Source organism: Paraburkholderia strydomiana, assembly GCF_046030495.1.
In the GTDB taxonomy this organism is placed as follows: Bacteria; Pseudomonadota; Gammaproteobacteria; order Burkholderiales; family Burkholderiaceae; genus Paraburkholderia; species Paraburkholderia strydomiana_A.
The window spans coordinates 547,245-573,313 of the sequence record NZ_JAQQCJ010000001.1; the positions used below are offsets into that span (position 1 = coordinate 547,245).

The window sequence follows — 26,069 nt, forward strand, 5'->3', positions numbered from 1 at the left end:
CCCGACAGGCGGTCGACCATGAACCGCCTGGCGGCGCTATGGCGTCAGCAGGACATGACGATGTCGATGACACGGTCCATCTGTTCGTTTGTCATCGTCGGGAAGATCGGCAGACACAACACTCTCTGCGCGGCGTCACTTGCAACAGGGAGATTCGCGCGATGAGCCGTGGGCAAGCCGCGGTACATCGGGAATTCGGAGATCAGCGGATAGAAGTAGCGGCGCACGATGACATTGCGCTCGCGGAATTTCTCGTACAACGCGTCGCGACTGATTGGGTAGTCGTCCCCGACCAGGATCGGAAAGTAAGCGTGATTGGAGATGGGGCTCTCGCAGGCCGGCAGGCAATGGATCCCCTTGACGCTTGAAAGCAGTTCGCAATAGCGCACGGAGATTTCACGGCGGCGAACCAGGGCTTCGTCGATATGCTCGAGTTGCAGCAGCCCGAACGCGGCGTTGATTTCACTCATCTTGCCGTTGATGCCCGGCGCGACAACGGTGGTCTCGTCTACGATCCCGAAGTTTTTCAGGTGGTTGACGCGTTGCTTCGTCTTGGCATCCGGACAAATGATCGCGCCGCCTTCAAAGGTGTTGAACACCTTCGTCGCGTGAAAGCTCAGGACGGAAAGATCACCGTGCCGCAGAATGCTTTTGCCATCGGTCTTGACGCCGAATGCGTGAGCCGCGTCGTAGATGATCTTCAGATTGTAGTTGTCGGCGATCTTCTGGATTGCGTCGATATCGCACGGATAACCGTAGCAGTGCACCGGTAGGATGGCCGTTGTTTGCGGCGTGATCGCGGCTTCGATCTTCGCCGGATCCATGTTCAGGGTGTGCGGATCGACGTCGACAAAGACCGGCTTGATGCCGTTCCACAGAAGCGAGTGCGCAGTCGCCACAAATGAATACGGTGTCGTGATGACTTCGCCTGTAATGCGTAGCGCCTGCAAAGCGGTGACGAGACCCAGCGTTCCGTTCGAGAGCAGGGCAAGGTGTTCGACACCGAGATACGCCTCCAGCGCTTTTTCCAGCCGCTGGTGAAAGGGGCCGCCGTTGGTCAGCACCTTGCTGTCCCAGATTTCCCGCAGATAGGGAATGAAGTCCTCGAGCGGCGACAGGAGAGGCTGTGTGACAAATAGCGTTTCCTCTGTCAGCGCGGCAGTGGCTTCAGCTGGTAGGCTCGCGTTCATGTTCGGTCTTCAGTGTGTTAAGGACAATGCTCGGGCGAAACGCTCAGGCCGCTGCTTCGGCAACGGGCGGCGGGCACCAGTCTTCCGGCAGGATCGCTTCGAACGCGGTCGGCATTTCTTCCGCGCACCAACGTTTCCACATCGTGCGCAACGCGATCGCGAGGCCGCCGGCCACCTTTTCCGGGTGGAACGGCACGGAGCCGAGGCAACGTTCACGCATGGCGATGCGAAGCGTATTCAGGGCGTCCAGATCGCGCGTCAGCTCGATACTTTTCTGAACAAACTCTTCCTTGTTTTGCGCAACGAACTCGTCGAGTCCAACCTGCCCAAGCCAACCGGCGCCGCATCGACTCGGCATTGACGTGCCGGGCATGGTCACCGTCGGAACACCCATCCACAGTGCATTGAGCGTGGTCGTCGAGCCCACGTATGGGAACGTGTCGAGGCAGATGTCCACGTGGTGGTGCTGCTGCATGTAGACAGGCAGGGACGCACGTGGGCAGAACGTGAGGCGGCTGGTGTCGATGCCTTCCGCCGTGAACCATTCCAGATAGGTGTCTTCGTCCAGCTTGCTGCCAATCGCGCCGATGACCATGCGCGAGGTCGGCTGTGCACGCAGAATCGTGCTCCACAACGCGACGACATCGGGGCTCAGCTTGTTCAGTCGATTGAAACTGCCGTAGGTGATATAGCCTTTGTGAAGCGCGGGCAGCGCATTGATTGGCGGGCAGTTCGGCGGCGGCATATAGGCCGTCGACGAGGGCAGGAGCGCCAACTTTTCGGTGAACGTTTCCGCGAATTCTTCGATCGGCGCGACAAAGCGGTCCGCGATGTAGTAATCGAAGGCGCGCATCCCGGTCGTGCCCGGGTAGCCGATCCAGGACGCCTGAACAGGCGCCGGTTTGTGCGCGAGGGCGACGATCCGGGTGTGAGCCGTATGTCCCGAAAGGTCGATCAGAACATCGATACGGTCGTCGCGGATTTTCTTGTTCAACGCCGTATCGCTCAGGTCGCCCACCTTGTTCCAGGTGGTCGCAAGCTTGCGCAGTTGCGCTGTCATGTGATCTTCTACCCCGAAGGTGTAGTAGAAGTGCAGCGACAGATTCGGCTCCCGGCTCAGATGCTGCACGATGGGCAGGAAATAGTAGGCCACCGCGTGATTGCACAAGTCGCCGGAAACAAACCCGATACGCAGCTTACGTTCAGGATCGCGTTTGTTCACGTAGCGTCGGCCGCCGGCAGAGACAGGAACGTCGTGCACTTCGCCAAATACGCAGTGTTCCTTGAACAGCGCCGCCTTATCGATGGTGCTGCTGTGTGTCAGACAGAACAACAGATTGCTGCGCGCGTTGCTGTTCGCCGGCTCGATTTCGAGGGCGGTGCGCAAGGCCTTTTCTGCTTCCGCCATCGCGCCGATGCCGAGGTAGAGCGTGCCCAGCGAACTGTGCACGGCTGCTGAACGGGGCGCGAGTTCTGCGGCTCGCATACACGATGCGATCGCCTCGGCGCGGCGCCCGAGAGCGATCAGCGTGACACCGAGAACCCGGTGCGCTTCTGCGTGTTCCGGAGCGATGGCGAGGAGTTGGCGCGACTGGGTTTCCGCTTCTTGCAGTGCGCCTGCGTGGCGCAACGTATCGGAGAGCAGCAATCGGCAGATGATGTCGCCCGGATCCAGCTCGATCGCCTTGCGCGAAGCCTGAATCACCTCCTGAAACCTGCTGTCCTTGTGAAGTGCGACGGACAGTGCGCGCCAGGCCTCGCTGCCTTTCGGATAGCGGGAAACCAGCTTGCGCGCCAGTGCAATCGCTTCCGTAAACTGGCCTTTGTGCAAGAGCGCGTTGTGCTTTTGAATCTCCGCCTTGCCAGGCTGATGGATCAGGCCCGCTTTTACCGGCGCATGCGTTTCCTTGACAGGCTCCTCGGCCGGCTCATCGACCTGCTCGCCGATGATCAGGTTGACATCTTGAGACGTCTTTGGACCGCCAAGCGGCGTGACATCCAGGCGCCTTTCCGGATGAGCCAGCTGGGTGATCAAGCCGTTGAGCGCCGGACCCCGAACGCCCTGTTGCTGCGCCATCTCGACGGCCATCCATCCAGCAGTCAGCTGATCGCTCTGGAACAGGGCGTTGATATAGGCGACCCAATACTGGCCGTTAGCCGGGCTGCTGCCCAAAGCGACTTCGAAATGCGGTACCGCCTCAGCCGGATGGCCGGTCTGGACCTTGACCACGCCGAGGTTGTAGTTGGCATCTGGATGGTTCGGCATCGCCTCGAGAATGGCCTCGAAAAGGGCTTGAGCGTCGCCGAACTCGCCATTGTGGTACTGCTCGACGGCGCTCTGCATGACGAGTGCGATGTCCTGAGCGCGCTGCTGTTCAGGTGACAGGGGCTCAAGAGCCGAGAAATCGAATTGGATGGACATGATGCTCGCACGAGGAAGCTGTACGTTGGATTATCAAGTCGGAATTCGCAGCCTTAAGGGCGGAAGTGACGGCAAAAAGACTGCCAATTCACCTGATGATGTGGCTTGTCGCCGTAAGAGCAAAAAAATGCCCGCGCAAGGCGGGCAGGAGTGAAACGAGCACACCATGACTCCGGTGCGTATGTTGTTGTTGGTTACCTGGGCGGCGCGCTCATCGCGCGGACATCAGCGCCGTCTTGTGATACTCGCCGACTGCATTCACGCGACGAATCGCGTTGTTGAACTCCGTCTGCAACTCCGCCTGAGTGGACTGCGCGTCGGCAAAGATCACCGCATCGCGCTCGACGATCGAGCGGAACGTGTCGAGTGAACCCTGGACCTGCTGTGCGTCCAGCGACATGATCAGCGGCGAACGGATTTCGGCGAGGCGTGCGGCTTCGGGCCAATCGGCCAGCGCCGCCGCGTGCTCGATTTCGCGCGTCAGCGCCAGTATTTTTTCGACTTGAGTAGCTTGTTCCACGACCGGATCTCCGTGCGTTAGCTCTTGTTCGTCGCGAGAGCGCCGGCGCTGTTCGTGCCGCCGAACAGCTGCGTCAGATACGCCGAGTTGTTGCTGGTCGTCGCCATCAGCGTGTTGAGCGCGGTGAATTGCGCCGAGTACTGGCTCGTCAGTTGGCCGATGTAGTCGGACAGATTCGTTTGCTGCGTCGTAATGCTCGTCAGATCGCTATTGAGTGCGGTGGTCCGCACGTCGATCATGCCGCCGGTCTGCGTGAAGTTCGTGACGCTGGAATTGAGCTGTTCGCCGATACCGTTGGTCGAATTGAACAGCGAGGCGACCGTCGACGAATTGTTCTGCAGTGCCGAGGTGAGCGTGGTGCTGTCGACCAGCAGCGTGCCGTTTGCTTGCAGCGAAATGCCGATCGAGGCAAGGCTTTGCGACGTACTGCCATCTTTCACACCGCTCGCGACGATCGAAGCCAGCGTGTTGTTGATCGTGTTGAGCGTGGAATCGCCGAGCAGCGGTCCTTGCGACGTGGAGCTGGCGTTGTACTGCGTCAAGGTGCCCATCGTCGTCACGAGCGTGTTGTACAGCGTGACGAAGTTGTTGATCGCGCTGGCCTGGGACGTTGTGTCCGCTGCAATCGTGAGCGTTTGCGTGCTCGCCGGCGTGGTGACGGCGGCCGAGGTCAGGTTTAGCGTCACGCCCGAAATCGCGCTCGTGACCGAGTTGGTCGAGCTCGACCCGGCAATGCCATTGATGCTGAATTCGGCGTCCTGAGCCACGCTGCTCTGCGTCCACGCGCTGGTGCCGACCGCCGACGTGAAGGTCGACTGGCCGCCCGTCGTGCTGGCGGTCGAGGTCACGCCAAGGCTCGACAGACCATTGTCGCCGCTCAGGTTGTTGACTGCGACGCTGATCGTATTGGACGCGCCGGTCGACGAGGAAGCAAGCACGAGGTGGGCGCCGTCAGTGCCGTTGACGACCGTCGCAGTCACGCCCGGGTTGCCGCTTGCGCTGTTGATTGCCGCGGCGATGCCGGCAACCGTGTTGTTGCTGCTGTCGACCGATACGTTGAACGACTTGCTGCCGAGCGAGATAGCCAGCGTGCCGGTGCCGAGCTGCTGGGTCGAAGTGAAGGCCGCCGAAGAAAGCGCCTGCGAGCTCGCAACCTGCGAGACGGACATGCTGTAGCTGCCCGCCACTGCGCCGGTGGCTGCCGTCGCGGTGATACCCGTTCCGCTCATCGTGGCGGTGAAAGTGGACTGGAGCGAGCCGTTCGACAGCGAAGTCAGTCCGGTCTGCAAGGCACTCAGCGCGGCTGAAAGCGCGCCATATGCCGAAATCTGGGTGTTGTCGGTGCTCTGCTGCGCCGCGAGTGTTGCAACCTGTCCGGCCGTCTTCGAATTCACGAGCGCCGTGACAAGTGAATTGACATCCATCGACGTGTTGCCGGTCGCGCCACTGATGACCGACTGCATGGCCTGCTGCAGTGCTGTCTTGTCGGCGGCGATACTCGCGGCTGCTGCGCTCGATGCGGATGAAGACGATACCGTGGACATCGAAATGCTCCGTGCTTTCGTGAATCTGCGTGATAGGCGTAACAACAATTCAGGATGTCAGGCAAAGCCTGCATCCAATAGCCAAAAACCGGACAACGCGCTGTGGCGCGCGCTGTCCGGTCGAACTACCTGGCTATTACTGCAGGAGCTTCAGAACTTGCTGCGGCTGCGAGTTTGCTTGCGCCAGAACCGAGATACCGGCTTGTTGCAGCACTTGTGCCTTGCTCAGGTTCGCGGTTTCCATCGCGAAGTTCGCGTCGGTGATTTGCGACTGTGCCGACGACAGATCGGTCGATTCAGCTTGCTGCGAGGTGGCGATCGCGGTGAAGCGGTTTTGCGCTGCGCCGAGGCTTGCCTGCAGGTTGCTGACGGCGGTCAGTGCGTTGTCGATTGCGACCATCGCGACGTTTGCGCCGGAAACCGTGCTGATGTCGAGGTTCGACACCGTGGTGTTCGATGCGTTGACTGCACCGATCTGTGCCGTCGCATCGGTGATAGCCGTACCCAGCGCTGCGTTCGTCGTGTCGTATGCAGCCGTCGACATCGTCAGCGTGGTGATCGGCGCGCCCGTCGTTGCATTCGTTGCCGTACCCGTCGAGAAGATCGAGCCAGCGACCGTTGCGCTGATGCCCGTGCCGTTCTGGTCCGTGAACGTGAAGCCACCGTGGCCGTCCGACAGCACGTTGATCGACGTGATGAGGTTGGAGCTCGACGCTGCCGAAGTTGCAACCGCGCCGGTCGTGCTGTCGATGTTCAGGCCGCTGATCGTGCCAGCCAGTTGGCCGGTTGCCAGGGAACCGCTACCCAGGCTAGCTGCCGACATGCCCTTGCTCAGGTCGAGGTTGATCGTCTGACCAACGTTCGCGCCAACCTGGAAGCCGACGATACCAGCCGAGCCGTCCAGAATGTTCGTGCCGTTGTACGTCGTTTGCGACGCGATACGGTTCACTTCCTGGATTTGCTGTGCCACTTCTTTTTGCAGCGCAGCCTGGTCCGACGACGACATCGTGCCGGTCGAAGCTTGCACGGCCAGTTGGCGGATACGCTGCAGGCTGGAGGTCAGCGACGACAGTGCGCTCGATGCCGTTTGAATCAGCGACACGCCGTCGTTTGCGTTCGACACGCCTTGGTCCAGACCGTTGATCTGGGTTTGCATACGCGTCGAGATCGCGAGACCTGCTGCATCGTCAGCCGCGCTGTTGATGCGCTTGCCCGACGACAGACGCGTGATGGCTTGCGACAGGGCGCTCTGCGAGCCGGTAAGGTTTTGCTGTGCAACCAGCGAGTTGATATTACTATTAATTCCGAGCATGGAAAATCTCCTAAATAAGCCTTGAGCCCATACGCCACGTTGGCATCGGCGGGAAGCACTCGTTCATTGCTGGCCGCCTCAGTGAAGGTTGACGGCGCGTGTAAAAAAAACTTGAGGAACTTTGTGCGGTAGAGAATCAAACGCTTTGCGAGCCCATTGACTGGCGTTGCCTCTGAAAGCCGCTCGCAGCCTTGTTCGGCGGGCGCACTGCAGGTATTGAAAAGAGGGCGTATTCTGCTTTTCTTTAGTGTAAAAACCTTGGGAGAAAGCATGCAAAAGCGTAGGATTGGCCGTTCCGAATTGCAGGTCGCGCCGCTTATGTTCGGCGGCAATGTATTTGGCTGGACCGCCGATGAAGCCGCTTCGTTTTCGATTCTCGATGCGTTCGTCGATGCCGGACTCGATTTCATCGATACCGCCGATGTCTATTCGGCCTGGGTGCCCGGCAATCAGGGCGGCGAGTCCGAGACGATCCTCGGCAAGTGGTTCCGGCGGAGCGGCAAGCGCGAGAAGATCGTGCTCGCCACCAAGGTGTCCAAGCATCCGCAGCGCAAGGGTTTGTCGGCGGCGAATATTCAGGCGGCGGTCGAAGATTCGCTGCGTCGCCTGCAAACCGATTACATCGACGTCTATTTTTCCCACGACGACGACACCGACACGCCGCTCGCGGAAACGCTCGGCGCATATCAGAAGCTGATCGAAGCGGGCAAGGTGAGGGTGATCGGCGCGTCGAACTACAGCGGTGCGCGCGTCGAAGAGGCGCTCGCCGTGGCTCGCCAGCACGGATTGCCCGAATATCAGCTGCTACAGCCGGAGTACAACCTGTACGACCGCGCGGAATATGAGCGTGATACCGAACCGGTGGCACTTGCCAATCAGCTCGGCGTGGTCGTGTACTACAGCCTCGCGAGCGGCTTTCTGTCCGGCAAGTACCGCTCACAGGCCGATCTGGCCGGCAAGGCGCGTGGCAGCCGGGTCGAAAAGTATCTGAACGAGCGCGGCTTGCGGATTCTAGGGGCACTCGACCGCGTCGCCGAACGGCACGGCAGCACGCCGGCCGCCATCGCGCTGGCCTGGCTGATTGCGCGGCCAAGTGTTACGGCCCCAATTGCTAGCGCGACCTCGGTGGACCAGCTCAAAAGCCTCGCGGCGGCCGTCCACCTGATGCTGGCCGGCGACGACATCCGCGAACTGGACGAGGCGAGCGCCTGATCGTCCAGGAGACCTGGCGCAATCGCTAAACCCCTGGTAGGATGGGGGGTTTCCTGATATCATCGGGAGTGAATTGAGATCTTTGCCTGTTTCGTCAGTGTTTTTCATTGATGAAAGGTTGGCGAAACGGCAACAGGCGTGGCTTCTGTTATACGTCTGTCCGCGTTCCGCGGTGAGCTCCACACACCTCTCTTTTCCGGCCTCCGTGGCCGCTTTGCCTCTCGTTCTATTCGTGGTTTGGCCGGGGTTTCCCCGCGTTTGCCTGTTACTGGCCATGAATCGAAACGACCGGAGGGCCGGCGCGTGAGCGGTCTCCCGCCACGCAAATTAACCCGTATCAAGTGATTGAGTTAGGAATTACATGACGACGATTCTTCTGAAGGAAAACGAGCCGTTCGAAGTGGCAATTCGCCGCTTTCGTCGCGCAATCGAAAAGAATGGCCTGATCGCTGAACTGCGTGAGCGCCAATCGTACGAAAAGCCGACCACGGCACGTAAGCGTAAGAAGGCTGCTGCTGTGAAGCGCCTGCACAAGCGCCTGCGCAGCCAGATGCTGCCGAAAAAGCTGCACTAAGCACGCTTTTCCGTACGCCGAACGGCGGTGTGAACTTCGAAAGAAGCCACATCGCCGTTTTGCTTTTGGACGGCCGTTTGGGCGTTCTTTTGGGCGTTCGATAGGGCGCGTGAGTCCGGCGGCAAACGCGCCTGCGCCTTGCCAACGCCATCGCACCCGTTATGCGGCGTTCTTCAGCCGCTCGGCGGACAGACTGAACTGACGGGCAATCGAGCTCAGTCGTTCGCGCCATTCCCATGTGCCGAATACATCGTGCACGTTCTGCAGGCAGCTGAGCAGATCGACGGTGGCCTGGTCGTACACGTTGATGCGCGCACGCTGAAGCGCCTTTTTCAGCGCGCAGACGCCGACGTCCATGTAAGCAGGCATCTCGCTGGGCGTTTTGCCGATAAAGCGCACTGGAACGCCTTCCATCGCGGTCATGTAGTCGCGCGGCCTGATAAAACTGCCGACCGGGCAGCCGCCGCAATAACCGCGATAAGCCCCGCCGCCGCGCGGCAGCAACGCGGCACGTTTCTGGTCGAACAGATGGGCCACGGCCTGATCGAAAATGTCCTGGTGCGTCAGGAAGTTAAGCGTTTTCATGGTTGGTCTCCAGCGCGTGCCGCAGCGGTTATTCGTTGTTTGGCGCATGAGCAGTAGTATCCGGCGCGCGCCAGTTGGCGAAGTCCGGACGAGCACGGCGAAATGCCCTCAATTCCCGCTTTCGACACGACGTGTCCTGCGCGGGATCGCGGCTGTCACCTCCGCAGCGCTCATCACCGCTCATAAACCGTATAACGGTCGAGATGCGTCGGAAGCGCAGTCGGGCTTTGCCGGATAGGTTGTCGAAGGGTGTCCTGACGGGGTGCCGCACGCAGTCGTCGTCCCTGCGGCCTCGCGCCGGCGGGGCAAACGCCGCGCGAGACGCGGCTGTGCTCGGGGGTTTCCCTAAACGGCTTTCCTTTGTTAGAGCCGCGGCACTAGGCGACCCTCGCGACCTCAACGGGGATGGCACCGGTCCACCGTGGCCGGCTCAAACCGCCTTACGATTACGCCCCTTCTTGCCGAGCGCGACGCATCGCGCCCGGCACATGCAATTCGTCTCGTGGTCGTTGACCATGCCGACCGCCTGCATGAACGCGTAACAGATCGTCGAGCCGACGAACTTGCAGCCGTAGCGCTTGAGCCCCTTACTCAGCGCGTCCGACACTTCTGTCGACGCGGGTGCATGCTGGTACGAGGTCCAATCGTTCTGGATCGGCGTCTGGTCGACGAACGACCAGACGAAGTTGGCGAGCGAGCCGTGCTCAACCTGAATCTGCTGCACGGCGCGTGCGTTGCTGATGGCCGCTTCTATCTTGCCGCGGTGACGCACGATGCTTTCGTCCGTCACCAGCTTATCTACGTGTTTCGGCGTAAAGCGCGCCACTTCGTCGATATCGAAGTCGGCGAACGCGCGGCGATAACCGGCCCGCTTGTTGAGAATGGTCGACCATGACAAGCCCGCCTGAGCGCCTTCCAGCACGAGCATCTCGAACAGATGCCGATCGTCACGCGAAGGCACGCCCCATTCGGTGTCGTGGTAGTGTGCGAGCGCTTCGCTCGATACCCAGTTGCATCGCTGTGTCACTGTCGCGCTCCCGTTGTGATGTCGCCCGCCAGCATAGCTGAAGCGGTGCGCATCGCAAGCTGGCCATTCGGCCGATTGCGGGATTGAAAATGACCTGCCACGCTATGCGCTATTCACTCACGGAACTCAATCGACTCGATGAACCAGGACTTCTTTCTGATCGGCATTGACGGCGGCGGCACCGGTACGCGTGTGGTGCTCGGCGACGCGCAGGGGCGCGAACTCGCGCAGGCGGTAAGTGGGCCGTCGGGTTTGGGGCTCGGCATCGAGCGGGCATGGCAGGCTATCGAGGCCGCCTGCGGCGAAGCATTCAAGCGCGCGGGCAAGACTTTGGACTGGTCGCGCTGCGTGCTCGGCTGCGGGTTGGCGGGCGTCAACAATCGTGACTGGCTGGCCGAGTTTCGTGCGCAAGCGCCGGAGGTCGCCGGACTCGCGGTGGAGCAGGATTCTTATACGACACTGCTCGGCGCGCACGGAGGCTCGCCCGGCGTGATCGTAGCGCTTGGCACCGGCAGCGTGGCGGCTTCGCTGGCCGCCGACGGCAAATTTCTCGTCGCCAGCGGTTACGGCTACCCATCGGGCGACGAAGCGAGCGGCGCGTGGCTTGGACTGCGGCTCATCGTACACGCGCAGCAGGTGCTCGACGGCCGCGTGCCCAACGACGACCTCGCGCGGGCGCTGCTTGCCTGCACCGGAGCGCAGGACCGCGACGGTCTCGTCGTCTGGCTCTGCGCAGCCAATCAGACTGCTTATGCGAAGCTTGCGCCGGTTGCGTTCGAGCATCGCACGCATCCGTTCGCGGCGCGATGGCTCGGCGAGGCCGGCGTCGAAGTGGGCAAGATGATTGCCGCGCTGGACGCCTCGGGAACCCTGCCGGTGGCACTGTGCGGCGGGCTCGGCGCGCCGTTGCGCGAGTATGTGCCGCAGGTCTACGAGGCGCGTTTGCGCGAGCCGCTGGCTGACTCGGCGCACGGTGGATTGCAGCTGGCGCAACGCGAAGCGGTACGTCTTGCCGGCTGAGCGTCGCGGGAGATGGCAGCCGCGATCCTGCATGCGCGACAGGTAACGGTAAAATACGCACTTCGACGCTGCCTCGACCGCTCATACCATGTACAAAGTCATCGCCACTGATCTCGACGGCACGCTGCTCAACGCCGACCATCAGGTGGACCCGTTCACCGTCGCCACCGTGCGCAAACTGGAAAGCGACGGGCTGCGGTTCGTGATCGCAACGGGGCGCCATTATTGTGACGTCGCGGGTATCCGCGACTTGCTGGGCATCAGTCCGTATCTGATCACGTCGAACGGCGCGCGCATTCATGCGCCGGACAACACCGTGATCCACGCCGACGACCTGCCGCCGGCCATCGTCCAACGTTTGGTGCAGCCGGAAATCGCCGGTGCGCATGGCCGCGTGATCGTCAACCTGTTCGCCGACCAGGCGTGGCTGATCGACCGCGACGCGCCGGATCTGCTGAAATTCCATCAGGACTCGGGCTTCACCTACGAAGTTACCGATCTGCCGAAACACGACGGCGTCGATATCGCGAAGGCGCTCTATATCGGCGAGCCTGCCGATCTCGCGCACGTCGCGGAGAATCTCGCACGCGAATTCGGCGACGACCTGTACGTGACTTACTCGCTGCCGGACTGTCTGGAAGTGATGACATCGAACGTGTCGAAGGGACGCGCGTTGCAGATCGTGCTCGAGCGGCTTAGCGTGGACGCGGCGCAGTGCGTGGCATTCGGCGACAACATGAACGACATCGACTTGCTGGAAACGGCCGGCCATCCGTTCATGATGAACAACGCCAATCCCGATCTCATGGCGCGTCTGCCGAACGTGCCGCGCATCGGCAACAACTTCGAAGCAGGCGTCGCGCACCACTTGCGCAAGCTCTTCTCACTCAACGACGAGCTGATGTCCTGATTCCAATGGACCCCGGCCCGCATTCACCTTCGTGAATGCGGGCCGGGGTCGCGCGTGAGGCCTGTCTACCAGCGGCGCGGCAGGCCAAATCAAGGCTAGTGATGCTCAGCCGTTCCTCGCGCGCAGATCAATCGCGCCAGCCGCCTCGGCGATCGTCCCTGTTATCGTGGCCCCAGTGGCGATTGTCGTGGCCCCAGCCGCGGTCATACCGATGGTCGCCGCGATAATAGTCGCCGCGGTCATACCGATGATTCCAGCCGCCGTAGTACACCGGCTGCGGCGCCGCATAGACGCGGGCGGGCTGTGCATAAACCGGTGCGCCGAGCGACAGGCCGATATTCAGATTCGTATGCGCTTGCGCGACACCGCATACGCCCGCCGCGAGTCCGGCAGCAACCAGCAAATGAGTGACGATGCGTTTCATGTTGTTCTCCTGTGAAGCGACGTATGTTTGTCGCACAGGACCAATGTACGCATTCCGCCCGGACGGGACTGCGACGAGATGTTACGGACTGAAAGCATCGTCGCAGTGTTTGAGGGGAGTGAAACGCGGCATTGGATTAGATGACGCATGCGGTGCAGGTCGCCCGACAGCCCGCCGAATAAGCGTTTTCGGCTTATCGAACCATGCCGGATTACGAACTGTACTGCGCTCGATTCAATTCGGGCCGAGCCAGGCGTAATCGCGGCTTACATCTGTATTACCCATTTAATCTGCCGCATTCGTGGAAACCGCAGCGGATGCCGCTGCCGAGGGCGTCCCCGGCAATGCCGCGCAAGGACAATCGGTCGCGCGTCCGTCCAGCCCCTGGCGGTCACGCTTGAAACTGGCGCGCGCTGTGCCGTTTTGCCAGTCGAGGCGAACGACATAAATACTGTCGAAATCGCCGCTTTCCCAGTTTGGAACGTCCGCGGCATTGCCGCCGTGTGCGCTCACCATCTGGCGCAATAGCTTCACGATGAGTTTGTGCTCCCACGCCACGACGATCAGCTTGTTCCGGTTGGCCGGATTGACGAGCGCAGTGCCGAGCTGGTCGATCTGCGCAAAGCCGTACGGCGTTTGTACCGGCATCTGGAATTGAATGGCGGTCGGCTCGATCGTCGCCAGCGGACGAATATAGTAATAAGGATGGCCGTTGTCGTCTTTTTGCTGGCCGGGGTCGGGCGCATAGATCGCATCCGGTTTGCCGAACTTGGCGGCGATCACCGCCGGCAAGGCCAGTGCACGGTTGAGGCCCTGGCAGTTGAGCTGACCGAAGCCTTGGGCGGGTTTCTCGCCGTGTCGCACGAACACCAGCGTTTCGATATTGCTGTTGCCGTCGGCCGCCTGCGCGGGGGGTAGCGCGAGCACGCCAGCGCACAAACCGCCGATGACGAGTGCGGCGCGATGCAGGAATCTGCGGGAACGAATCATCGGTAGCACCTGTACGAGCCGGGAAGTGGCCGATTCTAGCAGCGCGGTCATGGCCCCCCACTGCCGGACGACAGCCCAGCGCGTCACGCTTGCACCAATACAAAGCGGGCGCCGTAGCGCCCGCTTTGACTCGGTCGATAAACGAGCTGGTCGTTCAGTCGAGCGCCATTTGCTGCGCATTGCCGCTTCGGCTCTCGGCGATCAACGGATAGATCACGCCCGCGATCACAGCGCCGAGGATCGGCGCGACCCAGAACATCCACAACTGGTCCACCGCTGCGCCGCCGACGAACAGCGCTGGGCCGGTGGAGCGCGCCGGATTGACCGACGTGTTGGTGACCGGAATCGAAATCAGGTGGATCAGCGTCAAGCACAGGCCGATGGCGATCGGCGCGAAGCCGGCCGGCGCGCGCTTGTCGGTTGCGCCGAGAATCACGAACAGGAAGAAGGCGGTCATCACCACTTCGCAGATGAACGCCGCAGCAAGCGAATAGTGGCCGGGCGAGCGCTCGCCATAGCCGTTACTGGCGAAACCGCTGGCAACGAGGTCGAAGCCCGGTTTGCCCGAGGCGATCAGCGACAGTACCAGCGCGCCCAGAATCGCACCGATCACTTGCGCGGCGATGTACGGCACCAGGTCGCGAGCCGGAAAACGGCCAGCGACGGTCAGCCCGACGCTCACGGCCGGATTCAGGTGGCAGCCGGAAATATGACCGATCGCAAAAGCCATGGTCAGCACCGTCAGGCCGAATGCGAGCGACACGCCCACGAATCCAATGCCCAGACCGTGGACCGGGCCGGCGAAGTTCGCGGCGAGGACCGCGCTGCCACAGCCCCCGAGCACGAGCCAGAAAGTGCCGAACAACTCCGCAACAACGCGCTTTGACAACTGCATGATTGGTAATCCTAAAAAGATTGATGCTTCCGGAGCACGCACGGCTGACTGCGGTGCATGCCTTGACCGCGCAATTCTAGGCAAAGACCGCCAAACCGGGTGTCAAGAATTGTCAATGACGAGCGTTTGCTTTACCGATTATTGGTCGATAAAGATGCTGTTTTATCATTCACCAATGGTTAATAATTATCAGAGGAAAACTTCCTAAATCGGTATTATTGGCCATTGCGAATTTTTATAATTACAGTTAGTCTGCCGTCGAATGAGTTCTAAAAAAGGGGAGAACCGAATGTCTCAATATGCAGACCTCAAGGCGCAGATCGCCAAATTGCAGGCACAAGCAGAAGAAGCGCGGCGTACTGAAATTGACAATGTGGTCGCTGACATCCGCCAAAAGATCGCTGAATACGGTCTAACCGCTCAAGACCTCGGCTTTGCCGTTGCCGCCAAGCGCGGACGCCCGCCCAAGAAGGCGCCGCTGCCGGCGAAATACCAGGACCCGAAATCGGGCAATACGTGGAGTGGGCGAGGCAAGCCGCCCAAGTGGATTGTCGGCAAGAATCGCGAGCGCTTTTTGATTGGCGCGGTTTGAGTCGCGCTGTCGCGAGACCGAAAGCCAATTGAAGGTCGATCGGCGTCCCGTTTTATTTGTCGAACGCTAATTTGGGATGGAAGCGCACCCATCCCGGGCATTAAAAAAGCCGCCCTTGAGGGGCGGCTTTTCTGTGGAGGAAGCGGGATAACGCAGATTTCTCCGCCTGCGCAAACGATTCACGTGCCGGACTTGCTTGCTATTGACCTGCAAAGACCGGCAAATCGGAAAGTGCGGAAAAGCGATGTACGCAACAGGTAAGTGACCAGATCAGGTGTCAAAGCGGCTGAACGCAAAAGTGCATCAGCCGTTTCAAACACGGGTGTTAGCCTACGGCAACCTGACGCAATACCGGGCGGCGCGTTGCATCGATCAGCGCCGAATAGCCATCGACATAATTCTGCGCCATCGTTTTCGAACTGAAGCGGCGTTCGAACTGCGCGCGGATTTCGGTACGCGACAATTCATCGAGACGCTGCAGCGCGGCCACCGCCCCTTGCACGTCCTCGACGATGTAGCCCGTCACACCATGGTCGATCACTTCCGGCACCGAACCCCGGTTGAACGCGATCACCGGCGTGCCGCATGCCATCGATTCGATCATCACGAGGCCGAACGGCTCCGACCAGTCGATCGGGAACAACAGCGCCTTGGCGCCGGACAGAAACTCCGGCTTCTGCGCTTCGTTGATCTCACCGACGAATTCCACGTGCGCCATCGACAGCAACGGCTCGATTTCACGCTTGAAATATTCCTGGTCGACCTTGTCCACCTTGGCGGCGATCTTCAGCGGCAAACCGCTTTGCGCAGCGATCTTGATAGCTGTATCGACGCGCTTTTCCGGGCAGATACGGCCGAGGAACGCGAGGTATTCCGGCTTCTTGTGCGCTTGCGGCGTCAGCAGTTGTTCCGGCAAGCCGTGATAGATCGTGTTGAGCCAGTTGGCCTGCGGCAGCGGCAAACGCTGCGAATCGGAAATCGACACGACCGGCACATTCGAAAACGCGTCGAACACCGGCTGCAATTCCGGCAGGTCGAGGCGGCCGTGCAGCGTGGTCACGAATGGCGTGTCCATCGTCGTGAAAAGCGGGAACGGCATGTAGTCGAGGTGAAAGTGCAGCACGTCGAATTCATGCGCGACCTTGCGCACCTTTTCCATCATCAGGATGTGCGGCGCCAGCGCGTCGCGGATCGTCGGATCGAGGCGCAGCGCACGCGGCCAGCACGCGTCGAGATTCGCGGACGTGACCGAGTCGCCGCTCGCAAACAGCGTGACATCGTGGCCGAGGTCGACCAGGGCTTCGGTCAGATACGACACGACACGTTCGGTGCCGCCATAGAGTTTCGGCGGGACAGCTTCATACAGCGGCGCAATTTGTGCGATTCGCATGCGGTTTCTCCTATTCACAACGGCTTCGCACAGCGGCGCTCGAATAGAGCGAGGAGCGAATGCCAGACGGACGGTGGGCGCGGTATGCCGCCGCCCGGGGGTGCTCCGAATCTGCATCGGGTAATCCCTTAGCGTCCATTATCGGGATCGGCTGCGCTAATTCGAGTCATTTTTCAAACGCTTAATGTTGTTACAGCGCGAAACATCGCGCGTTACAGCTCATCTGGCAGGCCGTCCCCATAATCGGGACGTATGATCCGGTCCGCATAAGCAAACGCAGAATAGCGGTGAAAGCACCCAAGCAATTCGCGCGCCTGATGCGCCGGAACGCTTCGGCGACGCCTCTAAACGAGTCACATTGCATAGCCGTGAAAACGTCATATAATTGGTTTCCACCGCCGCAAAGGGGCGGGACATGAGCCGACACGAACTCACCGGTTAGTTCACGTCGCTTTCAGCAAAAAATTCAAGGCGCATCACGCATCCCAAGCTGGGCGCCGCATCATTCCATTCCATCTCCCCGCGCACTCGCCCATGTAGGAAAAATTCCTACAACAATGACGGATTAATCCGTCAAACAGGCAGGGTGTCTCTCCGATTTTCGTTCGCCCCCCCTTTCGACACAATGGTCGCAAGACCAGAAACGAGCCAATTCGTGCGGTTTAAGCGCGCGCGTTAGAGCAAACGTTTCCGTAAACGGCCTGACCAGCCAGATATACCCCGGGGGAATCATGAGCGCGACAAGCGATATGCTCAATGAGATCAGAGAAGTCAACCTGTCTTATCTCCTGCTTGCGCAGCGACTGTTGCGCGAAGACAAGCCCATGGGCATGTTTCGCATGGGGATTTCGGACCAGCTAGCCGATGTGCTCGCCAATCTGTCGTTGGCGCAGACCGTCAAGCTCGCGGCGTCCAATCAGGTGCTGTGCCGTTTCCGTTTCGACGACCATGCCGTTCTGTCCGCGCTCGCGGACAAAGGCAAATCGAGCGCCGTGGCCCAGGCGCATTCCGCGATCCTGATGGCAAGCCAGCCGGTCGAGCAACTCGGCTGATGGCGATCCGTTTCTCACACAAAGCGATCGGGCGAGGGGAATGGCACGCGGATGGCCACTAAAAGCGTCGTACTCGAAGTCAGGGAAATCACCCTGGCCATCGAACTGATTGAACTTGGCGCGCGTTTGCAATTGCTGGAGGCGGAAACCAGTCTGTCGCGCGACCGGCTCATCAAGCTGTACAAGGAACTGAAAGGGGTGTCGCCGCCCAAGGGCATGCTGCCGTTTTCGACCGACTGGTTCATGACCTGGCAGCCCAACTTTCACTCGTCGCTGTTCTACAACATCTACCGTTTCATGGCCGGCCACGGCGGGTGCCAGACGATCCAGTCGATCGTGAAGAGCTACCGGCTCTATCTGGAACACGTCCAGTTGCACGACGACGAGCCCGTGCTCAGCCTCACGCGTGCGTGGACGCTGGTGCGCTTCTTCGATTCCGGCATGCTGCAGATGACCACCTGCTGCCGCTGCCGGGGGCATTTTGTCGCGCATGCGCACGATCCGCAGCACGCATTCGTGTGCGGGCTGTGTCAGCCGCCGTCGCGCGCGGGTAAGACAAAGAAATTCGCCGACGCCCGGGCCCGCGAAAGTCTCGCCGCTGTCGAGGCTTGAGCCGCAAACGGCTGGCCCGCGAGCCTCGCATGCCCGGCGCCCCGTGCGGCGGGCTTGCCGGGCGGCCTCATTCCGCTGTTCACGCCGTACGTCGCGCACGCTTGCCGCGGCGGTTGAGCAGCTCTCTGGTTTACACCGCAGCGGCCAGCCGCTTTTCCGTCAAAGTTTTCTGCTCCGTTGCCGTAAACCAGATTAACGACGGTCACCGTCGCTTCTTTGTGAGGGCTCGGCAGTGCTGATTTTCGTGGGAACACTCGTGACGCTTTTGTCCGTTTTCGGCGGTTACGCGCTGGAAGGCGGCCATCTCGGCGCGCTGCTGCAGCCCGTTGAAGTGCTGATGATCGTCGGCGCCGGTCTCGGCGCGTTCATTCTCGGCAACGGAATGAAGACCATCAAGGCGACGGTGCGCGTCATCCCGACCCTCTTCAAGGGTGCGAAGTACAACAAGGACGTCTACATGGAGCTGATGGCGCTCCTCTACGTCCTGCTGGCGAAGGCGCGCAAGGAAGGCACGCTGACGCTGGAAGCCGACATCGACGATCCGAGCAAGAGTCCGATCTTCACGCAGTACCCGAAGATCCTCGCCGACAAGCACATCATCGAGTTCCTGACCGACTACCTGCGCCTGATGGTGGGCGGCAACATGAACGCGTTCGAGATCGAAAGCCTGATGGACGAGGAGATCGAAACGCATCACCAGGAAGGTGAAGCGCCCGCGCATGCGCTGAACAAGGTCGGCGACGCGATGCCGGCGTTCGGGATCGTCGCCGCGGTGATGGGCGTGGTGCACACCATGGCCTCGGCCGACAAGCCGCCCGCGGTGCTCGGCGAGATGATCGCTCAGGCGCTGGTCGGCACCTTCCTCGGCATTCTGCTTTCGTACGGCTTGATCGGACCGCTCGCGAGCGTCGCCGAACAGCGCGTGACCGAGTCGACCAAGATGTTCCAGTGCATCAAGGTGACGATTCTCGCGAGTCTGAACGGCTACGCGCCGGCGATCGCCGTCGAGTTCGGCCGCAAGGTGCTCTTCTCGACCGAACGCCCGTCGTTCGCCGAGCTGGAAGAGCATGTGCGCCGCGTCAAGGCGAAGTAAAGGGCGCCGGGAACCGAACCGATGAGCAAGGACAAAGACCGCGCCATTGTCGTCAAGCGCTCCGCGCCGAAGAAAGCCGGCCACCACGGCGGCGCGTGGAAGCTCGCGTACGCGGACTTCATGACCGCGATGATGGCGTTTTTCCTGCTGATGTGGCTGCTGAGTTCGGCGTCCACGGTGCAGTTGCGGGGCATCGCCGATTACTTCAACCAGCCGTTGAAGATCACGCTGTGGGGCGGCGACCGCAGCGCGGAAGATTCGAGCATCCTGAAGGGCGGCGGCCGCGACATCTCGACCGACGCGCAAGGCGTGACGCGCTCCACCGACGGCTCGAGCAGCCGCGCCGAGCGGACTGTCTCGCATAACAACGAAGACTCGATGAAGCAGTTGCAGGGCGAACTGGAGCGCCGCGAGCAGGTCCGCCTGCACGATCTGCAGGTCAAGCTGATGGCCGCGATCGAAGCGAATCCGGTGCTGCGCCAGTTCAAGCAGCAAATCCGCATCGACTCGACGCTGACCGGCCTGCGCATCGAGATCGTCGACTCGCAGAAGCGGCCGATGTTCGCGACTGCGAAAGACCAGGTGGAGCCGTACATGCGCGACATTCTGCGCGAAATCGGTCACACGCTGAACGACGTGCCCAACCGCATCATCGTGCAGGGGCATACCGACGCCGCGCAGTACGCGGGCGGCGAGAAGGGCTACAGCAACTGGGAACTGTCCGCGGACCGCGCGAATGCGTCGCGTCGCGAGCTGATCGGCGGCGGCATGGACGAAGCGAAGGTGATGCGCGTGCTCGGCCTTGCGTCGACGCAGAACCTGAACAAGGCGGACCCGATGGACCCGGAAAACCGCCGCATCAGCATCATCGTGTTGAACAGGAAGTCGGAGGATGCGCTCAATCATGACGACTCCACCACGACCACCCTGTCGGACGACGCAGCCGGCTCCAAGCCGCTGCTGCAAAAACTTGCGCAGCCGGTGACGGTTGCACCGAAGTTGCCGGCGGTGGTGCCGGCGGCCCAGTAACAGACAGCGGTCGCCCCACCGGAGCACGCGCCCTGATGGCGCGCACGGCGAGGCGATCCCCAGCGTTAAGTGCAGCGAGGTTTCAATGATCAGGCACATCCTGGCAATCGACGATTCGGCATCGATGCGGCAAATCCTGGCCGCGACGCTGACGACAGCGGGCTACGAAGTCACGCTCGCGGCAGACGGCGACGAAGGGCTGGAAAACGCCCTCGCGATGTCGTTCGACCTCGTGCTGACCGACCAGTATATGCCGGGCAAAACCGGTCTCGACCTGATTACCGCGCTGCGCGGCAACCCCGCTTACCAGGCGACGCCCATCCTCGTCCTCACGACGGAATCGGGCGAGCCGTTCAAGGCTGCGGCGCGGGCGGCGGGCGCGACCGGCTGGATCGAAAAGCCGCTCGACCCCGATCTGCTGACCGAACTGGTGGCGGCGTTGGACGAGCCGGATCCGGCGTAAGCGCCCCCTTAGACACGTTATAGAAAGCGCTCGGCGCGGCGGCATGGCAGCCCAAGCCCAGACAGGAACTCTCGCGGTGACCCAGGCATGACACTCGACATCACTCAGTTCTATCAGACCTTCTTCGACGAAGCGGACGAACTGCTCGCGCAGATGGAGCAGCTGCTGCTCAATCTCGATATCGCCCATCCGGACCCCGAAGACCTCGCGGCGATTTTCCGCGCGGCGCATTCGATCAAGGGCGGCGCGGCGACCTTCGGCTTCACCGCGCTGACGGAGACGACTCACATTCTCGAATCGCTGCTCGATCGCGCGCGCAATAACGAACTCGTGCTGCGCAAGGACATGATCGACACGTTCCTCGAAACCAAGGACGTGCTGTCCGGCCAGCTCGCCGACTATCGCGCGAGCGCCGAACCGGACGCGGCAGTGGCCCGCGCGATTTGCGCGAAGCTCGAACAGTTGCATGCGGAGAGCCGCTTCGGCGGCGCGCCGGCCGAGGCGCATGCCTCATCCGACGCGGTGCCTCAGGCCGTGGCGACAGCACAAGTCGAAGCACAAGCAGCAGAAGTACAACGCGGCACCCCGCCCGAGCACGTCGTCGAACAGGCGGTGCAGGCGGCGGGTGAATGGACTGACGGCGAACCGGCACAGACCGGGCAAGCCGCGGAGGCAGGCATTGTCGGCGGCAGCGCCGACAATGCCGGTCCCCATCTGAAAATTACGCTACGGGGCGTTGGTGAGAAGGACCAGGAACTGCTGGCCGAAGAGCTCGGCAACCTGGGCAACATCGTCGGGCAGGTCAAGAGCGGCGGCGATCTGATGCTGTGGCTCGCGACCGACGTACCCTCCGACGACATCATCGCCGTGTGCTGTTTCGTGATCGACGAAAGTCAGATCTCGATCGGCCGCGGCACCGCACCGGCGGACGAGATGCAGCAAGGCGAACCTGGAACGCCCGACGCTGTCGCCTCGACCCCGGTGCAAGCAGCACAGGCAACACCGGCAGCACACGCGGTTCAGGCGGACCTGGCAGCCTCACCGGCGGGCGGCAACGCTGCGTCCGCCGGGGCGGCGGCCCAAGGGCCGTTCGACGCGCCGGCGGCATCGGCAACATCGGCAGCCGCGGCGCCCGCCGCGGCCCAATCTGCCGCGGCGTCCAACCAGGCGCTCGCGGCAAGCGCGCCGTCGGGCACGGCCGCGCCCGCCGAACACGACCGCAAAGCGGCGCGTCCGGCGGCTGCGGCAGCAGGCGCCGAAGGCAGCTCGATTCGCGTCGGCGTCGAAAAGGTCGATCAGCTGATCAACCTGGTCGGCGAACTGGTGATCACGCAGGCAATGCTCGCGGAAACCACCAGCACGTTCGACCCGGCGCTGCACGATCGCCTCTTCAACGGCATGGCGCAGCTCGAGCGCAACGCGCGCGATCTGCAGGAAGCGGTGATGTCGATCCGCATGATGCCGATGGATTACGTGTTCAGCCGCTTCCCGCGTCTCGTGCGCGATCTGGCGGCGAAACTCGGCAAGGAGGTCGAACTCGTCACCTTCGGTCAGGCGACCGAACTCGACAAGAGCCTCATCGAACGGATCATCGATCCGTTGACGCACCTCGTGCGCAACAGTCTCGACCACGGCATCGAAACCGTGGAGGCGCGGCGCGCGGCGGGCAAGGATTCGACCGGGCAACTGGTGCTGTCGGCGGCGCATCACGGCGGCAACATCGTCATCGAAGTGAGCGACGACGGCGCGGGTCTGCGCCGCGACAAGATTCTCGCGAAGGCGGCCAAGCAGGGCATGCAGGTCAGCGAAACCATGACCGACGAAGAAGTCTGGAACCTGATCTTCCTGCCGGGCTTCTCGACGGCCGAGCAGGTCACGGACGTCTCGGGCCGTGGCGTCGGCATGGATGTGGTGAAGCGCAACATCCAGTCGATGGGGGGGCACGTCGAAATCACCTCGCACGCCGGCAAGGGCAGCACCACGCGAATCGTCCTGCCGCTCACGCTGGCGATTCTCGACGGCATGTCGGTGAAGGTCGGCAGCGAGATTTTCATTCTGCCGCTGAACTTCGTGATGGAGTCGCTCCAGCCGCAAGCCGAGGACATCTATACGGTGGCCAACGGCGAGCGCGTGGTGCGCGTGCGCGGCGAATATCTGCCGCTCGTCGCCTTGCACGAAGTGTTCAACGTCGAAGGCGCGAAGCAGGAGCCCACGCAAGGCATCGTCACCATCATGCAAACCGAGGGGCGCCGCTTCGCGATGCTGATCGACGAGCTGGTGGGACAGCAGCAGGTGGTCGTGAAGAATCTCGAAACGAACTACCGCAAGGTGCACGGCATTTCCGCCGCGACCATTCTCGGCGACGGCAGTGTCGCGCTGATCGTGGACGTGGCGGCGCTGAACCGCGAAACACGCAACGCGCACGGCGCGATGAGCCTCGCATGATGACCGTGACGCGCGCGGAACGCGCACGGCACACAGTATTCGCAACACTCATTCAACTTATTTCATCCCAACCGTTTGGGGGCTAACGTGGCAGAAGTCCAATCCATCAATTCGAGCGGCGCGAACGCGAACGGTACGAGCAGCCGCCGCCACGCGCAGCAGGCGGACGCCGGCGGTCAGGAATTCCTCGTCTTCACGCTCGGCGCCGAAGAGTACGGCATCGACATCCTCAAGGTGCAGGAAATCCGCGGCTACGACAACGTCACGCGGATCGCCAATGCGCCCGAGTTCATCAAGGGCGTGATCAATCTGCGCGGCATCATCGTGCCGATCGTCGACATGCGCATCAAGTTCCATCTGGGCCGCGTCGAGTACGACCATCAGACGGTCGTGATCATCCTGAACGTCGCGCATCGCGTGGTCGGGATGGTGGTCGACGGCGTGTCAGACGTGCTGACGCTCGCCACCGATCAGATCATGCCGGCGCCCGAATTCGGCGCGACGCTCACGACCGAGTACCTCACGGGGCTCGGCACCGTCGACGGCCGCATGCTGATTCTGATGGACATCGAAAAGCTGATGACCAGCCGCGAAATGGCGCTGATCGAAACGCTCGGCGTCTAAGCGGCACACAGCGCGAACACGACGGCCAGGCGGAAAAGAGAGATAGGTAAGGGAGCGAGAAGATGCTGAACAGGTGGTCGATCCGCACGTCGCTGACGATGGTGGCGGTCGTTCTGGTTGCGCTGACCGTGACGGTCGGCGCCCTCGGGCTAAGCGCGTTGAATCGCGCGAGCGAGGCGCTCGATCGCATCGCGCGCGGCGATCTGGTGGCGATTCACGCACTCGACGACGCGGCCTCGTACCTGTTGCGCTCGCGTCTCGCGGTGGACCGCTTCAACACGCTGTCGGCCGCGGGCAGTGCGGACGAAGCGAAGAAAGCGATCGACCGCGCGCAGGAACTGCTCGCGAAGGGCAACCAGAGCTGGCAGACCTATCTGGACGCACCGAAACCCGGCATCGATCAGGCCTTGCTCGACGACGTGCTCGCCAAGCGCACGGCGGTGATGCACGAGGGTGTCGAGCCGGAGTTCGCGGCGCTGAACGCGAACGACATGGCCGCATATCACGCGATCGCCGATACGAAGATCAGTCCGATGTTCATCGCGTACGACGCGGCGTCGGCGGCGGTCGTCAAGGCATTGCAGCAAGGCGTGACGCAGCAGCAGGAGAGAGCGCAGACCAACGCGTCGCTGATGATGACGCTGATCGTCGCGGTGACGGCGTTCGCGTTGCTGCTGGTGGTGGGCATCCGCTTCGCGCTGCGCGGGCTGATCGTGCAGCCGCTGAAAGACGCGACGGACTGCTTCGAGCGGATCGCCTCGGGCGATCTGTCCGAGACGATCGAGGTGTACAGCCGCAATGAGATCGGCCGTCTGTTCGATGGCATCAAGCGGATGCAGCAGAGCCTGTCGACGATGGTGAAGGCGGTGCACGGCAGCGCCGAATCGATCGACACCGGCGCGCGCGAAATCGCGATGGGCAACACCGATCTGTCGCAGCGCACCGAACAGCAGGCCGCGTCGCTGCAGGAAACCGCATCGAGCATGGAGCAGTTGACCGGCACCGTCCGGCAGAACGCCGAGAACGCGCGTCAGGCGAGCCAGCTCGCCGTCAACGCGTCCGACATCGCCACGCGCGGCGGCGACGTGGTGAGCCAGGTCGTCACGACGATGCAGGGCATCGCGACCAGCTCGAACAAGGTCGTCGACATCATCGGCGTGATCGAAGGCATTGCGTTTCAGACCAATATTCTCGCGCTGAACGCGGCGGTCGAAGCCGCGCGCGCCGGCGAACAGGGCCGCGGCTTCGCGGTGGTGGCCGGCGAAGTGCGCAGCCTCGCGCAGCGCAGCGCGAGCGCCGCGAAGGAAATCAAGGAACTGATCGGCGACTCGGTCGACAAGGTGCAAAGCGGCTCGACGCTGGTCGGCCGCGCGGGCACGACGATGGACGAGATCGTGCAGGCGGTGCGCCGCGTGACCGACATCATGGGCGAAATCAGCGCGGCGTCCGAAGAGCAGTCGGGCGGCATCGAGCAGGTCAACCGCGCGGTCGTGCAGATGGACGCAGTCACGCAGCAGAACGCGGCGCTCGTTGAGCAGGCGGCGGCGGCCGCCGCGTCGCTCGAAGACCAGACGCGTCAGCTGCAGGCGGTGGTGAACGGCTGGAAGGTGGCCGGCGGCCAGACGCGCGGCGGCGCTGCGGCGGTGCGTCCGCAAGCGGCAGCGCGTGTGAACGGCGGCGTCGGCTCGCAGTCGGGTAAAGCCGTGGCGCAAGCGTCGTCGGCGAATGGCGCGGCGCATCCGGCGGCATCAAGCGTTGCAAACGCGGCAAGCTCGGCAAGCGCAGGCACTGCGGCATCGGCAGCGAACCCCGCGCAGGCTTCAGCGAACCACGACGCAGGCGCACGCGCCGAACCGGCGCTCAAGCCGAAGACGACGGCCCGCGCCGCTGCACGTCCGGCTCCGGCAAGCCCTGCCGCGGCAGGCGCGGACGCGGATTGGGAAACGTTTTAGGACGTGGCACAAAGACATGCGGTCATTCGGCATCTCGTCCGTTGATGGGCGAATCATCGAAGCACGCTGGTTCAGCGTGTCGCGGGCCGACTGCGTGTTGGCAAAACTCGCGGGCGGGCGCGACCCCGCGAACACAACTGTTTCTGCCCTGACGTTTTCATCGGGTGGCAAGCGGAATGGCTCGTATCGCAG

24 protein-coding genes are annotated in these 26,069 nt (G+C 62.0%); 13 read left to right on the forward strand and 11 right to left on the reverse strand.

All coding sequences use genetic code 11. From position 1 onward, the window contains the following. Positions 1 to 44 precede the first annotated feature (44 nt). The 5 genes from PQQ53_RS02475 to PQQ53_RS02495 all read right to left on the reverse strand — a co-directional run bounded on the left by PQQ53_RS02475 (position 45) and on the right by PQQ53_RS02495 (position 6,988). A complete protein-coding gene (locus tag PQQ53_RS02475; RefSeq protein WP_408140117.1) occupies positions 45 to 1,190 on the reverse strand; it encodes a DegT/DnrJ/EryC1/StrS family aminotransferase in 1,146 nt (381 codons plus the stop codon). A 43-nt stretch (positions 1,191 to 1,233) separates the two neighbouring features. Next, positions 1,234 to 3,612, reverse strand: a complete 2,379-nt coding sequence (locus PQQ53_RS02480; protein ID WP_408323220.1) for a tetratricopeptide repeat protein — start codon at positions 3,610 to 3,612, stop codon at positions 1,234 to 1,236. 211 nt (positions 3,613 to 3,823) lie between these two features. Beyond that, positions 3,824 to 4,132, reverse strand: a complete 309-nt coding sequence (gene fliT, locus PQQ53_RS02485) for a flagellar protein FliT (protein WP_408140120.1) — start codon at positions 4,130 to 4,132, stop codon at positions 3,824 to 3,826. Between the two features lie 17 nt (positions 4,133 to 4,149). Then, positions 4,150 to 5,676, reverse strand: a complete 1,527-nt coding sequence (gene fliD, locus PQQ53_RS02490) for a flagellar filament capping protein FliD (RefSeq protein WP_408323221.1) — start codon at positions 5,674 to 5,676, stop codon at positions 4,150 to 4,152. A 136-nt stretch (positions 5,677 to 5,812) separates the two neighbouring features. After that, a complete protein-coding gene (locus PQQ53_RS02495) occupies positions 5,813 to 6,988 on the reverse strand; it encodes a flagellin (protein ID WP_408140124.1) in 1,176 nt (391 codons plus the stop codon). Between the two features lie 270 nt (positions 6,989 to 7,258). Between PQQ53_RS02495 and PQQ53_RS02500 the strand changes: the two genes are divergently transcribed. Both PQQ53_RS02500 and rpsU read left to right on the forward strand, forming a co-directional pair. Beyond that, positions 7,259 to 8,200 (forward strand): aldo/keto reductase, encoded by a 942-nt coding sequence (locus PQQ53_RS02500; RefSeq protein ID WP_408140126.1) that lies wholly within the window; start codon positions 7,259 to 7,261, stop codon positions 8,198 to 8,200. A gap of 361 nt (positions 8,201 to 8,561) precedes the next feature. Next, positions 8,562 to 8,774 (forward strand): 30S ribosomal protein S21, encoded by a 213-nt coding sequence (rpsU, locus tag PQQ53_RS02505; protein ID WP_006050883.1) that lies wholly within the window; start codon positions 8,562 to 8,564, stop codon positions 8,772 to 8,774. Between the two features lie 159 nt (positions 8,775 to 8,933). On the opposite strand, the gene PQQ53_RS02510 is transcribed toward rpsU, so the two are convergent. Then, positions 8,934 to 9,359 (reverse strand): hypothetical protein, encoded by a 426-nt coding sequence (locus tag PQQ53_RS02510; protein ID WP_408140129.1) that lies wholly within the window; start codon positions 9,357 to 9,359, stop codon positions 8,934 to 8,936. A 430-nt stretch (positions 9,360 to 9,789) separates the two neighbouring features. Then, entirely contained in the window at positions 9,790 to 10,386 is a 597-nt protein-coding gene (locus PQQ53_RS02515) for a DNA-3-methyladenine glycosylase I (RefSeq protein WP_408152769.1), read from the reverse strand. Between the two features lie 138 nt (positions 10,387 to 10,524). Between PQQ53_RS02515 and PQQ53_RS02520 the strand changes: the two genes are divergently transcribed. Both PQQ53_RS02520 and PQQ53_RS02525 read left to right on the forward strand, forming a co-directional pair. Then, complete coding sequence (locus PQQ53_RS02520) at positions 10,525 to 11,406, forward strand: glucosamine kinase nucleotide-binding domain-containing protein (protein WP_408323222.1); 882 nt, start codon at positions 10,525 to 10,527, stop codon at positions 11,404 to 11,406. Positions 11,407 to 11,494: 88 nt separating this feature from the next. Beyond that, a complete protein-coding gene (locus PQQ53_RS02525) occupies positions 11,495 to 12,316 on the forward strand; it encodes a Cof-type HAD-IIB family hydrolase (protein WP_408152771.1) in 822 nt (273 codons plus the stop codon). 127 nt (positions 12,317 to 12,443) lie between these two features. Here the strand turns inward: PQQ53_RS02525 and PQQ53_RS02530 are convergent, their stop codons facing one another. From PQQ53_RS02530 to aqpZ, 3 genes are all read right to left on the reverse strand, one after another. Then, positions 12,444 to 12,740, reverse strand: coding sequence for a PXPV repeat protein (locus PQQ53_RS02530; protein ID WP_408140137.1), 297 nt, complete (start codon positions 12,738 to 12,740; stop codon positions 12,444 to 12,446). Positions 12,741 to 13,025: 285 nt separating this feature from the next. Further along, positions 13,026 to 13,730, reverse strand: a complete 705-nt coding sequence (locus tag PQQ53_RS02535) for a histidine phosphatase family protein (RefSeq protein ID WP_408140407.1) — start codon at positions 13,728 to 13,730, stop codon at positions 13,026 to 13,028. 154 nt (positions 13,731 to 13,884) lie between these two features. Then, positions 13,885 to 14,625: an aquaporin Z gene (gene aqpZ, locus PQQ53_RS02540; RefSeq protein ID WP_408140140.1), complete on the reverse strand. Its 741-nt coding sequence runs from the start codon at positions 14,623 to 14,625 to the stop codon at positions 13,885 to 13,887. A 289-nt stretch (positions 14,626 to 14,914) separates the two neighbouring features. On the opposite strand from aqpZ, the gene PQQ53_RS02545 reads away from it, so the two are divergent. After that, positions 14,915 to 15,217, forward strand: coding sequence for an H-NS histone family protein (locus PQQ53_RS02545; protein ID WP_042327140.1), 303 nt, complete (start codon positions 14,915 to 14,917; stop codon positions 15,215 to 15,217). 325 nt (positions 15,218 to 15,542) lie between these two features. Here PQQ53_RS02545 and PQQ53_RS02550 read toward each other — a convergent pair whose 3' ends face one another. Next, positions 15,543 to 16,607, reverse strand: a complete 1,065-nt coding sequence (locus PQQ53_RS02550; protein WP_408323223.1) for a glycosyltransferase family 4 protein — start codon at positions 16,605 to 16,607, stop codon at positions 15,543 to 15,545. Between the two features lie 731 nt (positions 16,608 to 17,338). On the opposite strand from PQQ53_RS02550, the gene flhD reads away from it, so the two are divergent. From flhD to PQQ53_RS02590, 8 genes are all read left to right on the forward strand, one after another. After that, positions 17,339 to 17,659: a flagellar transcriptional regulator FlhD gene (gene flhD, locus PQQ53_RS02555; RefSeq protein WP_013589958.1), complete on the forward strand. Its 321-nt coding sequence runs from the start codon at positions 17,339 to 17,341 to the stop codon at positions 17,657 to 17,659. A gap of 51 nt (positions 17,660 to 17,710) precedes the next feature. After that, a complete protein-coding gene (gene flhC / locus PQQ53_RS02560; RefSeq protein WP_408140144.1) occupies positions 17,711 to 18,271 on the forward strand; it encodes a flagellar transcriptional regulator FlhC in 561 nt (186 codons plus the stop codon). A gap of 232 nt (positions 18,272 to 18,503) precedes the next feature. Further along, positions 18,504 to 19,364 carry a flagellar motor stator protein MotA gene (gene motA / locus PQQ53_RS02565; RefSeq protein WP_408140147.1) on the forward strand — a complete coding sequence of 287 codons (861 nt, stop codon included), beginning with the start codon at positions 18,504 to 18,506 and terminating at the stop codon, positions 19,362 to 19,364. A 21-nt stretch (positions 19,365 to 19,385) separates the two neighbouring features. Beyond that, on the forward strand, positions 19,386 to 20,393 hold the full coding sequence (gene motB / locus PQQ53_RS02570; protein WP_408140149.1) for a flagellar motor protein MotB: 1,008 nt from the start codon (positions 19,386 to 19,388) through the stop codon (positions 20,391 to 20,393). An 85-nt stretch (positions 20,394 to 20,478) separates the two neighbouring features. After that, a complete protein-coding gene (locus PQQ53_RS02575) occupies positions 20,479 to 20,856 on the forward strand; it encodes a response regulator (protein WP_408140151.1) in 378 nt (125 codons plus the stop codon). A gap of 87 nt (positions 20,857 to 20,943) precedes the next feature. After that, positions 20,944 to 23,301, forward strand: a complete 2,358-nt coding sequence (gene cheA, locus PQQ53_RS02580; RefSeq protein ID WP_408140154.1) for a chemotaxis protein CheA — start codon at positions 20,944 to 20,946, stop codon at positions 23,299 to 23,301. Positions 23,302 to 23,388: 87 nt separating this feature from the next. After that, positions 23,389 to 23,925 (forward strand): chemotaxis protein CheW, encoded by a 537-nt coding sequence (locus PQQ53_RS02585; protein ID WP_168662452.1) that lies wholly within the window; start codon positions 23,389 to 23,391, stop codon positions 23,923 to 23,925. Positions 23,926 to 23,987: 62 nt separating this feature from the next. Beyond that, positions 23,988 to 25,877, forward strand: coding sequence for a methyl-accepting chemotaxis protein (locus PQQ53_RS02590; RefSeq protein WP_408323224.1), 1,890 nt, complete (start codon positions 23,988 to 23,990; stop codon positions 25,875 to 25,877). Positions 25,878 to 26,069 lie beyond the last annotated feature (192 nt).